Source organism: Pantoea sp. X-Soil-ISGK-275 (assembly GCF_059730795.1).
The window spans coordinates 4,114,014-4,127,590 of record NZ_AP035976.1; the positions used below are offsets into that span (position 1 = coordinate 4,114,014).

Annotated in this window: 13 protein-coding genes and 1 pseudogene; 11 read left to right on the top strand and 3 right to left on the bottom strand. The window is 52.3% G+C overall.

The genetic code is table 11. The features are described 5' to 3' along the window. Positions 1–15: 15 nt before the first annotated feature. Positions 16–459 carry a DUF3574 domain-containing protein gene (locus AC6I8A_RS19170; RefSeq protein WP_256697847.1) on the bottom strand — a complete coding sequence of 148 codons (444 nt, stop codon included), beginning with the start codon at positions 457–459 and terminating at the stop codon, positions 16–18. 156 nt (positions 460–615) lie between these two features. Here AC6I8A_RS19170 and AC6I8A_RS19175 point away from each other — a divergent pair, with 156 nt between their 5' ends. From AC6I8A_RS19175 to AC6I8A_RS19205, 7 genes are all read left to right on the top strand, one after another. After that, positions 616–1,479: a YicC/YloC family endoribonuclease gene (locus AC6I8A_RS19175; RefSeq protein ID WP_061720336.1), complete on the top strand. Its 864-nt coding sequence runs from the start codon at positions 616–618 to the stop codon at positions 1,477–1,479. A 425-nt stretch (positions 1,480–1,904) separates the two neighbouring features. Beyond that, positions 1,905–2,828: a kdo(2)-lipid IV(A) palmitoleoyltransferase gene (gene lpxP, locus AC6I8A_RS19180; RefSeq protein ID WP_008109757.1), complete on the top strand. Its 924-nt coding sequence runs from the start codon at positions 1,905–1,907 to the stop codon at positions 2,826–2,828. Positions 2,829–3,065: 237 nt separating this feature from the next. Then, the gene (locus AC6I8A_RS19185; RefSeq protein ID WP_497818918.1) at positions 3,066–3,668 is read left to right on the top strand and encodes a TolC family protein; all 603 of its coding nucleotides are present in this window, start codon (positions 3,066–3,068) and stop codon (positions 3,666–3,668) included. Between the two features lie 144 nt (positions 3,669–3,812). Beyond that, positions 3,813–4,955, top strand: coding sequence for an alanine racemase (locus AC6I8A_RS19190; RefSeq protein WP_497818965.1), 1,143 nt, complete (start codon positions 3,813–3,815; stop codon positions 4,953–4,955). Positions 4,956–5,066: 111 nt separating this feature from the next. Beyond that, complete coding sequence (locus AC6I8A_RS19195) at positions 5,067–5,462, top strand: polyketide cyclase (protein WP_179453166.1); 396 nt, start codon at positions 5,067–5,069, stop codon at positions 5,460–5,462. A gap of 436 nt (positions 5,463–5,898) precedes the next feature. Then, positions 5,899–6,165, top strand: coding sequence for a hypothetical protein (locus AC6I8A_RS19200; RefSeq protein WP_256697851.1), 267 nt, complete (start codon positions 5,899–5,901; stop codon positions 6,163–6,165). Positions 6,166–6,239: 74 nt separating this feature from the next. After that, positions 6,240–6,884, top strand: a complete 645-nt coding sequence (locus AC6I8A_RS19205) for an oligosaccharide flippase family protein (protein WP_497818919.1) — start codon at positions 6,240–6,242, stop codon at positions 6,882–6,884. Positions 6,885–6,964: 80 nt separating this feature from the next. Here AC6I8A_RS19205 and AC6I8A_RS19210 read toward each other — a convergent pair whose 3' ends face one another. Continuing rightward, positions 6,965–7,657 (bottom strand): response regulator transcription factor, encoded by a 693-nt coding sequence (locus AC6I8A_RS19210; RefSeq protein ID WP_312180684.1) that lies wholly within the window; start codon positions 7,655–7,657, stop codon positions 6,965–6,967. Between the two features lie 291 nt (positions 7,658–7,948). On the opposite strand from AC6I8A_RS19210, the gene AC6I8A_RS19215 reads away from it, so the two are divergent. Beyond that, positions 7,949–8,566: a trimeric intracellular cation channel family protein gene (locus tag AC6I8A_RS19215; protein ID WP_008109765.1), complete on the top strand. Its 618-nt coding sequence runs from the start codon at positions 7,949–7,951 to the stop codon at positions 8,564–8,566. Here AC6I8A_RS19215 and ligB read toward each other — a convergent pair. Then, a pseudogene (gene ligB / locus AC6I8A_RS19220) lies at positions 8,480–10,248 on the bottom strand (NAD-dependent DNA ligase LigB). The gene AC6I8A_RS19215 and the pseudogene ligB overlap by 87 nt on opposite strands. A gap of 240 nt (positions 10,249–10,488) precedes the next feature. Here ligB and gmk point away from each other — a divergent pair. Genes gmk through spoT form a run of 3 tightly spaced genes read left to right on the top strand, consistent with a single transcriptional unit; the run spans position 10,489 to position 13,577 of the window. Then, a complete protein-coding gene (gene gmk / locus AC6I8A_RS19225) occupies positions 10,489–11,112 on the top strand; it encodes a guanylate kinase (protein ID WP_256697857.1) in 624 nt (207 codons plus the stop codon). A gap of 57 nt (positions 11,113–11,169) precedes the next feature. Then, on the top strand, positions 11,170–11,445 hold the full coding sequence (gene rpoZ / locus AC6I8A_RS19230; protein ID WP_007885265.1) for a DNA-directed RNA polymerase subunit omega: 276 nt from the start codon (positions 11,170–11,172) through the stop codon (positions 11,443–11,445). A 20-nt stretch (positions 11,446–11,465) separates the two neighbouring features. Further along, positions 11,466–13,577 carry a bifunctional GTP diphosphokinase/guanosine-3',5'-bis pyrophosphate 3'-pyrophosphohydrolase gene (gene spoT, locus AC6I8A_RS19235; protein WP_256697858.1) on the top strand — a complete coding sequence of 704 codons (2,112 nt, stop codon included), beginning with the start codon at positions 11,466–11,468 and terminating at the stop codon, positions 13,575–13,577.

Here is a 13,577-nt window from a genome sequence, read left to right on the forward strand (position 1 = left end):
CATGGCCGCCATTTTTTAAAACGCCACGCACACCAGTGAATCAACCCGCATCACCGATTCCTGCTCAAAGCGCTTTTTATACACGTCACGCAGCTTATTGATGCTCTCAGAACTCGCCACATCCGGATTGTGAATCAGCATCAGCGCTTTGCTGTTTTCCCGCGCCAGCTTGCCGTTCTCGCCCAGCCACTGCCCTTTTGCGTCATATACCGATAAACCGTCTTTGAAACGCGGCGTCACATCGTTATCAACAAACTGCTGCCATTCGCTGCTGCTGACAATGCCACCTTTCGGTTTGTTCATGCCAAACCACAGCGTGGTTTGCATCATCACGTCACCCGAACCGCATACCGCGACCGGCGTAGTGTTGGGCGGGATCTGTTGCGTTGTGGTCGACGGTGCCTGACAGCCCGCGAGCAGTAAGGTTAATAAAGCAGGAAGAGCCAGAGAGCGGAACATCACTTCATCCTTTTAAGCGAACCAGCGCTAAGCATAAGTGTCTGTCAGCAAAAGGGGTAATTTTTTGTTATTCAAGCTTAAGTGCGCTTATGCCTGTTAGCGTCGAGGCTGCCTCGCTATACTTCACCCAACATTTCTGAAAAAGAGAAGACGACTATGATCCGCAGTATGACCGCTTACGCCCGCCGCGAAGCCAAAGGCCACTGGGGCAGCGCCGCCTGGGAAATCCGTTCGGTTAACCAGCGCTATCTGGAAACCTATATCCGTCTGCCGGAGCAATTTCGTGGTCTGGAGCCAGTAATCCGCGAGCGCATCCGCAATCGTCTGACGCGCGGTAAAATCGAGTGCAACCTGCGTTATGACGCCGATGCCAGCGCGCAAGGCGAACTGCAGCTGAATGAATCGCTGGCCAAGCAGCTGGTGCAGGCCGCCAACTGGGTGAAGATGCAGAGTGATGAAGGCGCGATTAATCCGCTGGATATTCTGCGCTGGCCGGGCGTAATGTCCGCGCAAGAACAGGATCTCGATGCTATTAATGCTGAGCTGCTGGTGGCGCTCGATGGCGCATTGGATGACTTTATCGAAGCGCGTGAAAGCGAAGGCACCGCGCTGAAAGCGATGATTGAGCAGCGTCTGGAAGGCGTATCGCACGAAGTCAGCAAAGTGCGCGCGCAGATGCCAGAAGTGATCAAATGGCAGCGCGAGCGTCTGGTGACCAAGCTGGAAGAAGCCGAAGTGCAGCTGGAAAATAATCGCCTCGAGCAGGAACTGGTGATGATGGCGCAGCGTACCGATGTTTCAGAAGAGCTGGATCGTCTGGATGCGCACGTTAAAGAGACCTACAACATCCTGAAAAAGAAAGAAGCCGTTGGCCGCCGCCTCGACTTTATGATGCAGGAGTTCAACCGCGAGTCGAACACGCTGGCTTCGAAATCGATTAACGCTGAGATCACCACATCAGCGATTGAGCTGAAAGTGCTGATTGAGCAGATGCGTGAGCAGATTCAGAACATCGAATAGTTAGCTTCCACAAAGCCCGCATTGCCGCGGGCTTTGCTACTTCATCGATTGATAGCAGAATCGCTCTGGTAGAGAATCATCCACACCCGGATAGCGTATGTTTTCCGCCGCTAGCGTTAGTGAATTGTCAGCAATGATAAAAAAACATTTCTAAAGTGATGTTAAGCGAGCGAAAATAGGCAGCAAACCAAAATACCCCCTGTAATTAACCCTCTGTAAGTAAACAATAAAATCATTTTGATCGCCATTAACCTGCCAATAGTCGCCTCATCAATGATTTCCATTAATCTTAAAGATTGTGGAGATCGCGTTTCTTTGACGGCACTATTTGTTAATCTACTGGTCGTAATTAGAACAGTTGTACCGCCAGGAACTCATGGACCCTCTTCTTAGTGCGATACATTTTCTCCCGACATGAAGGCGTTATGACGAAATCCAGGCAGTTCCGTTCCAAACTTCTGCATCCCCGCTATTGGTTTACCTGGTTTGGGCTAGGTGTGCTGTGGCTGCTGGTGCAACTTCCTTACCCCATTCTGATCCGGCTTGGCGCTGGCGCGGGCAAATTGTCACGTCACTTCCTCAAGCGTCGCGAACGCATCACCCGCCGTAATATCGAGCTGTGCTTCCCCAATATTGATGAAGAGAAGAAAGAAGCGATGATCGCCGGCAACTTCGAATCTCTGGGAATGGCGCTGGCAGAAACTGGCATTGCCTGGTTCTGGTCCGATGCACGCGTACGTCGCTATTTCAAAGTCAGCGGTCTCGAAAATTTGCAGCACGCCCAGAGCCATCAGCGCGGTGTGATGGTAATCGGTGTGCACTTCATGTCGCTGGAGTTGGGCGGCCGCATTACCGGTTTATGCCAGCCAATGATGGCGATGTACCGTCCGCACAATAATCAGGCGATGGAGTGGGCACAAACCAAAGGTCGCATGCGTTCAAATAAGGCGATGATCGACCGCCGCGATTTGCGCGGCATGGTGCAGGCGCTGAAAAAAGGCGAAGCGGTGTGGTTCGCACCGGATCAGGATTACGGCCCGAAAGGCAGCGTGTTTGCCCCGCTGTTTGCGGTTAAACAAGCGGCGACCACCAACGGTACCTTTGTGCTTTCTCGTCTGGCGAAACCGGCGATGCTAACCATCGTGCTGATTCGCAATCAGGATAAAAGTGGTTATCAGCTGATCATTCAACCAGAACTGGAAAATTATCCGTATGAAGATGAGGCCGCTGCCGCTGCGTATATGAATCGCGTCATCGAGAAAGAAATTCTGCGCGCACCCGATCAATACCTGTGGCTGCACCGCCGCTTTAAAACCCGCCCGCCAGGTGAAGCGTCTCTTTATATCTAATCTCTTGATTCAGCAGGTTTTCGCCTGCTGCTCATTTTCTCTACTCACATTTAACAACCATTCTTAACGAAAAACAGGTTTGTCAAAATCTGCCCTGCCTCTTGTAATGGTCGCCTCCTCCTCTCTTTGACCAGAGCCATGACATAGCACTTTCATTGCAAATTTTTCGCGCTGACCGTTGCCACTGCGCTGCTGGCCAGTTGTGCCAATTCACACGGCTTACACACCAAAAACACCTTGCTTGATGCCAATGCGCTGCAAGCCAATCAATCCCTGAAAGATGCACATTTCAGCGCCGCGAATTGGCCGAAAAGTGAATGGTGGCAAAGCTTTGACGATGCTCAACTCAATCAGCTGATTTATGAGGCAATGGCTTCCAGCCCGGATTTACCGGTGGTCAACACGCTGGCAGATAAAGCCAATGCGCAGGTGATTGCCGCCGATGCTGAGCGCTATCCTGATGTCGATCTCAATGCCGGTATTACGCGCTCGCGCGTGGCAAAAGTGGATGATCCTCTGCTGGAGGGCAAAAGCTACAGCACGCTGCGCACCGCTAGCGTTGGATTGAGCTACACCTTTAATTTGTGGGGCGGCAAAAAAGATGCCGCTGAAGCCGCGTTGGGGCAAGCACGCGCCAGCGAGTTGGATCGTCAGGCTAGCCAGTTAACGTTGGCTGCGAACGTGACGCGAGCATGGAACAACCTTAATCCCGCCTGGAATAATGCCGAACTGGCACAGCAGAATCTCGAGCGGGCTGCGGGTATCGCCAACATTCAGCAGCAACATGTTAGCGCCGGACTCACTTCCGGGCTCAACAGATCAATCTTGCGGTGGTGTTGATTGAGGATTTGGGCGGCGGATTCCAGAGCGGCAGCTCTCAAGTTTGAAAAGGTCGCCATGAATGTGCAAATTTTGCCGGCTGGCATTCTGACGAGCATTGATGAATCATAGTCCGCACTGTGTAATCACCTGCGGACTATTATGATGGAACAGAATATTGAGGCTGGCTGGTTGCGGCCTCTGATTGCCGACCGACTAACGCCTTACCTCGAAATTGACGCCGCTCGCCTGCAGCGTAACCTGCAACAGATGCAGCAAAAAGCCGATGCCGCTGGCGTCGCGCTGCGCCCTCACATCAAAACCCATAAAAGTGTCTGGATTGCTGAGCAGCAGCGCATGCTCGGCGCGCGTGGTATTACCGTATCTAAACCGAGTGAAGGCATCGCTTTTATTCTGGGTGGCGAACGCGATCTGCTGCTGGCTTACCCGATTGTGCATGCCGGGACGCTGAAAGAGCTGTTAGCGGTGGCCGCACAACATCAGGCGCGCATTACCTGCATTGCTGATAGCGCTAATGGTGTAGCGGCCATAGCAGCTGCACATCAGCGCCAGCCCGATTGTCTGCTGGCGTTAGCCATTAAGGTGGATGTGGGATTGCACCGCATCGGCGTTGATCCGCACAGCGATACTGCCATTACGCTGGCGCAGCAGATTCAGGATGCGGGCCTTACTTTTTCTGGTCTGGTTTCACATGCTGGTCACGCTTATGGCGCGGGCAACGCCACGGCGATTGCAGAAGTGGCCATGCAGGAAATCGCACTCATGCAGGATCTTCAACAGCGCCTGATTTCCGCCGGTTTTGCGCACTGCCCGATTTCGGTCGGTTCAACGCCAACAGCATTGGCGGCGCCCGTCGCACAGGGCAGCGATGAAATCCGTCCAGGCAACTATGCGTTGCTCGATCTCACCGCATGGCGTTTGGGTCTCTGCACGCCAGATGCATTGGCGCTGAGCGTGGTGACGCGCGTGGTGGCCGTCAATCCGCACTTCGCCATTATTGATGCCGGTTCCAAAATGCTTAGCTCTGACAAAGGCCCGCACGGCACCAATGCCAGCGGATTTGGTATCGCCGTGGATGAGCATGGCAATCACTTTGAAGTGTTGAAGCTGTCGGAAGAGCATGGTTTCCTGCAATACGCCGAGCAGGCGCCAGCCGTTGGTACGCTGCTGCGCATCTTCCCTAACCACAGCTGTGCGGTAGTTGCGCAGTCCGATCGCTTCGTGCTGCGCCATGCTGATGGTGCAGGTGAAGAGCAGGATATTCCTGGGCGCGGCAAGTTTATCTGATTACAGCGTTTTCACGGAAACCGCTGCTGTCCCACACTTCCATGACCGGGCCGTTTGCAGCCCGGTATCAGCGTGCTTTAATGACTTCTTGTTAGCTCATCAGGAGGTTCCATGCTGCCATCTCAGACAGTCACACTCACGGTCCCACGCAACTGGTTAGATTTGTATGAAACCATCTGGAAACCTGAATGCTTTGCCAAATGGGCTAGCGGACTCAGCGCCAGTACGCTGACGCAGGAAGGGAACAGCTGGAAAGCCAAAGGTCCCGAAGGAACGGTGAAGATTCGCTTTACCCCACACAATCCGTTTGGCGTGATGGATCACTGGATTGATACCGGAAACGGTAAAGAGATTTATATGCCGATGCGAGTAATTGCTAACGAGCAAGGCGCAGAAGTGGTGATGGTGGTTTACCGTCAACCATTCATGTCTGACGAGAAGTTTGCCGGGGATGTAGCGTGGGTAAAACGCGACCTCGAACAGCTTCTCCATCTGTTAACTCATTAGAATCAATGAATTATGCAGTGCTCGCCTCTTTAACGCATGCTGGAACCAATCAATAAAAATCGGTTACTTTTTTGCTCAGTAGCGTTTAACTGTTTTGTTCAAACCTTCATGTGTTTATCTGTTATTCACCAGCCCGGCTTAAGCATCCTCAGCAGGAAAATTCCTGGTGAGGATGTGCATGAAAATGCTGAGTCACTCTGATTTATCAAAGTTTTTTCTAATTATCTCTAACATTTCTTCATTCACCAGTCCTGAATGAAGAAATGTACTAATAAATAGTAAATCACTCGCCTTATACATTCTGATGCAAATTCTGAAACCATTTATTCCTGCGGTCTATTTATAGGAGTTTTCTGATGGTGTTAATTTAATTAAAACACGGTATAACTCTTTCCACACACAGCAGTAACCATAATAACAACAGCAGGGAAATAACATGGATCGCTCAACCTATCCTTTGTTATCAGAAAAAGAATTTGTTGAGATTGCCAGGCGGATGCTGGCCGGGGAATATATAAACGCAAAGGGATTTTATAATGACCTTACGGATTTCCTCCGCACAGGAGGAGATACCATTAAGACAACAACACCATTAAGCGCCAGGGGCATCTTTATTAATTCAGAACATCATTTAATTGCGAGCATCTTTACGTGGCAAAACCTGAAAGGTATATCAGGGTTGCGTCAGGAATCGCTGCATTAATGTGACCTGTGCTTTGGCCTGTGGCCAGAGTAAACCCTTAATTGCACTGGTACATGTACCATAATGAGCAGGATATGGCGATAAGAGAAAAAAATCTGACCAACGCTAAATGGTCAATTTTGTCATCGATTAAAATCGTCGGCATTGGTGTTTTACAACTTTCACTTCTGGCACAAATACTCCAGGCAAACGAGTTAGATCTACTCGCCATTGCTATTGTGATGTTATTAATTATTGATACGCTGGCCGATCGCGGATTTGGCAATAGAATTATTAGAAGTAAAAACCTGAATAACAGCGATCTCTCAATATTGTATTGGGGGAATGTATTAAGCGGACTGGCAATATTTGCTGCACTGTTTATCGGCAGCGATATTTCCAGTCGTATAATGAATCAGCCCGAAATGGCAATTATGCTGGAGATGATTTCAGTCATATTCATCATTATTCCGCAGGGACAACATTATCGCGCCATATTACAGCGGGAAAACCAATTTTCGCGCATCGCATTTGCGGAAATAGCTTCTGTGCTGGTGGGATTGGGCGTCACGCTGTTTACCGTGTGGCTAACACCTTCAGTGCTATGCGCCATCTGGGGCTACCTCGCGATGGTATCCATCAGAATGCTGATCTACTGCTACTACGGGCGCTCCTGGTTCCAGCCAGAATACCGTTTTAGCCTGAAAAGTTTCGCTAACGTGCGAGCAAGAAACGGATAATAAAAACAAGTCTGTATGGTGGGCTCTGGGCATCTGAAAAGATGCGTTCGCGTGCTGGTCGCCAGCACGCTTTTTTCTTTTTAGGCTTCCAGTAACTCTTCCAGTGACTGAAAACTGAGTTCACTTAACTTGCCGTTACGCTGCAAGCGCAGCCAACTCACTATCATGCGTAACTCATCAATCACCATATACAGATCGGCCATATCATTTTTGCTTTTGACCTGCAGTCGCGCTAGTGCATTGAGTTTGTGTGCATTCACGGTTTTATGACTGATGCCTAAGCGAATGCCGATGTGCTCGATGCTGTAACCCCACGCCAACATCAGTAGCACCCTTAATTGCCTGTCTGGCAGAAGAATATCCGCGCCTTCTACTAACTGAATCTGGGCATTGGTATTGATGCTGGTGAGCAGGCGGCTGGAAAGCATTTGGCGCGAGGATTTTAAATCCAAAACAGTGAGAGAAGGCAGATAACGACTGAGCGCATGCATCAGCGGTAACAAACGTCGCGTGAGGACCACGATTTGCATCGCGGGAAACTGCTGCTGCAAAGCGTAAAGCACTTTTAAGGTGCCGGTTAGCGGCATATTTTCATGAAAGATACAGACCAGCAAACGCGGTTTCATCTTCTCACACTTCGCCATCACCGTGCTGAGTGACCACAGTTCATGCACCTGACACGCCACAGGTAACCTGGACAAAAGACTCTCAAGCCCCAGCGCTGCCAGTTTGTCAGAGGAGAAAAAGAGAATGTCTTCGTTGCGAGTTTTCATGCCTGTCCAATAGTTGCTATGCGTGATACCTGAGAGCGGAAAGCCGGGTTTATTTGCCAGTAATCACGTACGACACAAACTGGATGGAACTTAAGAAGAAAGGCTCTTAGCCTCTTCGCATCATTTATACTTATGCGAAAAGGTCATTAACTCTCGATTTATCCCGCCCGTTAAGCCTGTTAGCATGCTCGCCATCAAAATGCCTAATCCGATAGCACTGTATTTAGAAAATCTCAGTGGTCTACACTCTGGGAAATCTTTAGCCTTGCCGCCAATTTATTGGAGTGCTCTATGTTATTAACCGTTCTCTATATTATTGGTATTACAGCCGAAGCCATGACCGGCGCGCTGGCGGCAGGACGTCGTAAAATGGACCTGTTTGGCGTAATCATCATCGCTTCGGTCACCGCCATTGGTGGCGGTTCGGTGCGTGACATTCTGCTGGGCCACTATCCGCTCAGCTGGGTTAAGAACCCGGAATACATCATGATCGTTGCTGCGGCTGCGGTTGTGACCACTTTTGTTGCGCCGCTAATGACGCACCTGCGCAAAGTGTTTCTCGTGCTGGATGCGCTGGGTTTGGTGGTGTTCTCCATTATTGGCGCCCAGGTTGCGCTGGATAGCGGCCACGCTTCCATCATCGCCGCCATCGCCGCCGTGATCACTGGCGTGTTTGGCGGGGTGCTGCGGGATATGTTCTGCAACCGCATTCCGCTGGTGTTCCAGAAAGAGCTGTATGCCGGGATCGCATTCGCCTCGGGCTGGATGTACATCCTGTTGCTGAAAACGCCGCTGGCGCATGAAGCGGTGGTGATCATTACGCTACTGTTCGGCTTTTTCGCCCGCTTGCTGGCGCTGCGTTTCCGCCTCGGCTTGCCGATCTTTAATTATCCCCATCCTGAGCACTGAGTCAGTGGCAGGAATCTCCTGCTGCTGCAGAAAGTGAATCAACTGCTGCAGGTGCGCATCCTGCAGCATCATCACAATCCGCTGCGCCAGCACGTTTCCGATGCCGGGCAACTGCTGCCAGCTCTCCGCCGTTCGCGTCAGCAACTGCGACCACTGCACATCCGGTAAAGCCTGTAACGCTGCGCGCGGCAACGGCAAGCCAGCGCACTCACCCAGCGCCGCAGCGGCTGCTGGCGCGTCAGGTTAAAGCGGTGCCAGATAAGTTGCGCGCGAGCTGGCGTGATGCCATTGGCTTGCGCAATCTGCTCGGGCGTCAGCGTCAGCCACGAAAAGAGATGGGTGATAGCGCCGCTATCCAGCAGGCGCTGCCAGCTGCTGCGCTGTACGCCCACAATATCGAGTACTGATTTCTGGCTGAGCCAGCTGAGGCGAGACAAAAACTGCGCCCGGCAGTCTGCACTAAAGTGCAGACAGGTTAAGCCGTTGAATTCGCCATTCTGTGGAGACGCTGGATAATCGCGCTGCGCCACGCGCCAAATCACCCGCTCCAGTCGCGGAATGCCTAAACCTGCCAGCGTGAGTGTCACCTCATCACCTGCTATTACATCTAATTCACGCCAGCGTCGTAGTGAACCAATGTTTACCCGGCGTACCGTTTTGTCCTCCAGTTGCACCGGTATCAGATTCAGCACCACGGCGACCTTGCCCGTGCGCCCCACATTGAAATCCACTGACAGCACTTCGCTGCTGACTTCCGCCGGTTGATATTTCCATGCCGCTGACCAACTGCCCTGACCAGGCTGCCAGTCGCGCCCTGCGCTGAGCGGTGACTGATGGATTACCACGCCGTCGGTGACAAACGGCAGCGATTCGCGGAACCAGCGATCGCGCCACACCGCGACGTCCTCTTCATTACTTACCTGACGACTCCAGCTCTGCGCCAATCCAAATCCCCATTGGGTGAGCTGCACCAGACGATCGGGCATCGAATTTGGCCCATCCGGCCACGCCCAGATAAATATGCCAAGTCGCGCAAGCAGCGGGCTATTGTCGTGACGCATCATCGCCCCCGCCACCTGAGCACGCGCGTTCTTGCCACCGTCGCGCCACTGTTGATGATCGGTCATTTGCAGAAACAGCTCACCTTGCAGCACCACTTCCTCACGCAAAGTATCCAGCCGCTGCGGAATGGAGGGAATATGTGCGGATTTGGCCAGCCACTCTTCGCCACGCAAACCATCGCCGCGGCTGATCAATGACGCCAACTTGCCTCGCCGATACACCAGGGTGACGGCGACGCCATCGACTTTCGGCTGCAGCCATAGCGCAGATTTATCCTGCATCCAGTACGCCACCGCCAGCTTGTCGCGCAGTTTGCGCACGCCGGTATGCGCCACCGGATGATGCGTGCTGCCATCGGTGGAGAGTTGTGCATCGTAGGTGGCTTGCGCCGGGGTGAAACAGCGCTGCCACTGCTGTAATCGCTGTTGCAAGCTGTCGTAATCGGCATCGGTCACCAGATTGGTGCCCTGCCGGTAGTACGCGTCATCCCATTGTCGTAGCTGGGTTTGCAGTTGTGCGATTTCCTGCCCCGCACGCACCGGCGACCAGTTCGGGCAGAGCGCTTCGGCCCAACAACCGATGCTGAATAAGCAACACAATAAACTCAGACATCCTTTCATCTTCGCTCTCCTTTTTCGCTATTGGAGAGCGCAGCGCAGCCATTTACCAGCCATGAAAATTGCACGCTGGAAGCAGATTCCAGAGATTAAATCGCTGTTGCAGCCTGCTACATCAGCCTCTGGCGCGGCTTCACAGAAAAAAGAATTGCCTCAGCCAAGCGGCAAACGCTGCGTGACCACCCCAAGCCGTGTATACTGTGCAGGAAATCGACTCCGCTCTTTACTCAATTCAAGATAACCATGGCTCAAGGCACGCTTTATATAGTTTCCGCCCCCAGCGGCGCGGGTAAATCCAGCCTGATTCAGGCGCTGTTAAAGACACAACCGCTGTACGATACGCAGGTGTCTATTTCTCATACCACCCGTGGCGTGCGTCCCGGTGAAGCTCATGGTGAGCACTACTATTTCGTCTCTAAGTCCGAATTCGAGACCATGATTGCCACAGACGACTTCCTCGAACATGCGGAAGTGTTTGGCAATTATTACGGTACGTCACGCGCGGCGATTGAGCAGGTGCTGGCGACCGGCGTGGACGTCTTCCTGGATATCGACTGGCAAGGTGCGCAGCAAATTCGCCAGAAAATGCCTGCCGCACGCAGCATCTTTGTGCTGCCGCCCTCTACCGAAGAGTTGGATCGCCGCCTGCGTGGCCGCGGTCAGGACAGCGAAGAGGTGATTGCCCGTCGTATGCAACAGGCGGTGGCAGAAATGAGCCACTACGCCGAGTATGACTATTTAATTGTTAATGATGATTTCGATCTGGCGCTGTCAGATCTGAAAACCATTATTCGCGCAGAACGTCTGCGTATGGGTCGCCAAAAATCGCGACATGATGCTTTAATCAGCAAACTATTGGCAGTCTGAATTCACTTTCAGTATTATGCCCAGTCATTTCTTCATCATCTGTGGAGTAGCACACCTATGGCACGCGTAACCGTTCAGGACGCAGTAGAGAAAGTTGGTAACCGTTTTGACCTGGTGTTGGTCGCTGCACGTCGTGCACGTCAGATGCAGGTAGGCGGTAAAGATGCGCTGGTTCCGGAAGAGAACGATAAGCCAACCGTTATCGCCCTGCGCGAAATCGAAGAAGGTCTGATCACTACCCAGATTCTGGATGTCCGTGATCGTCAGGAACAGCATGAGCAGGAAGCCGCTGAGTTACAAGCCGTTACCGCTATCGCTGAAGGTCGTCGTTAACAGCACTTCGCAGGTCGCCCTTGTATCTGTTTGAAAGCCTCAATCAACTGATTGAAAAATACTTGCCTGAGGAGCAAATTAAGCGCCTCAAGCAAGCTTATCTAGTCGCGCGTGATGCCCACGAGGGTCAAACACGCTCCAGCGGCGAGCCTTATATCACCCATCCTGTTGCTGTTGCCTGCATTCTGGCCGAGATGAAACTCGACCATGAAACGCTGATGGCGGCGCTGCTGCATGACGTGATTGAAGATACGCCCGCCACTTACCAGGATATGGAACAGCTGTTTGGTAAAAGCGTTGCCGAACTGGTGGAAGGTGTATCCAAGCTCGATAAGCTGAAGTTCCGCGACAAGAAAGAAGCGCAGGCTGAAAACTTCCGCAAAATGATCATGGCGATGGTGCAGGATATCCGCGTCATCTTGATCAAACTGGCTGACCGCACGCACAACATGCGCACGCTCGGCGCGTTACGTCCGGATAAAAAACGCCGTATCGCGCTGGAAACGCTGGAGATTTACAGTCCTCTGGCGCACCGCCTTGGTATTCATCACCTGAAAACAGAACTGGAAGAGCTCGGCTTTGAAGCGCTCTACCCGAACCGTTTCCGCGTGATTAAAGAGGTGGTGAAAGCGGCGCGCGGTAACCGTAAAGAGATGATTCAGAAGATCCTTGCTGAAATCGACGGTCGCTTACAGGAAGCAGGCATTCCCTGCCGCGTAAGTGGACGCGAAAAACATCTCTACTCGATCTACCGCAAAATGCACCTGAAAGAGCAGCGTTTTCACTCGATCATGGATATCTATGCTTTTCGCGTCATCGTGAAAGATCTGGATACCTGCTATCGCGTGCTCGGACAGATGCACAGCTTGTACAAACCGCGTCCCGGACGCGTCAAAGATTACATCGCCATTCCCAAGGCCAACGGCTATCAATCGCTGCATACTTCAATGATTGGCCCGCACGGCGTGCCGGTTGAAGTGCAGATCCGTACCGAAGATATGGATCAGATGGCAGAAATGGGTGTGGCAGCACACTGGGCGTATAAAGAGAGCGGCGAAGTCAGCGGCACCACCGCGCAGATTCGTGCTCAACGCTGGCTACAAAGCCTGCTGGAGCTGCAACAAAGCGCCGGTAGCTCATTTGAATTTATCGAAAGCGTGAAATCCGATCTCTTCCCGGATGAGATCTACGTGTTCACGCCGGAAGGCCGCATCGTCGAATTACCTGCTGGCGCCACGCCGGTCGATTTCGCCTATGCAGTGCATACCGATATCGGTCATGCCTGCGTCGGCGCACGCGTCGATCGCCAGCCTTACCCGCTGTCACAATCGCTGACCAGCGGTCAAACCATTGAAATCATTACCGCTCCCGGCGCTCGCCCGAACGCTGCCTGGCTCAATTTTGTCGTCAGCTCGAAAGCACGCGCCAAAATCCGTCAGCTGCTGAAAAACCTCAAACGTGAAGACTCAGTCAACCTTGGCCGTCGTCTGTTGAGCCACGCGCTCGGCGGCAGCAAGAAGCTGGCAGAGATTCCGGTTGAGAACATTCAGCACGAACTTGAGCGCATGAAGCTGATCGCTATCGATGATTTGCTGGCAGAAATCGGCTTAGGCAACGCCATGAGCGTGGTGGTAGCGAAAAACTTGCTGCAGTCCGGCAATGAAGAGCCGCAGAGCAATAGCAAACGTAAAAAGCTGCCGATCAAAGGCGCGGATGGCGTGCTGATTACCTTCGCCAAATGCTGCCGTCCGATTCCTGGTGACCCGATTGTGGCGCACGTCAGTCCCGGCAAAGGTTTGGTGGTGCATCACGAATCCTGCCGTAACATTCGCGGCTACCAAAAAGAACCTGAAAAGTTCATGCCGGTAGAGTGGGATAAAGTGACCGATCAGGAATTTGTCGCTGAGATTAAAGTCGACATGTTCAATCATCAGGGCGCACTGGCGAATCTGACTGCGGCAATCAACACCGCCGGTTCCAATATTCAGAGCCTGAATACCGAAGAGCGTGATGGTCGCGTTTATAGCGCCTTTATCCGTCTCACCGCGAACGATCGCGTCCATCTGGCGAATATTATGCGCAAAATCCGCGTAATGCCGGACGTGATCAAAGTTCACCGCAACCGTAACTAG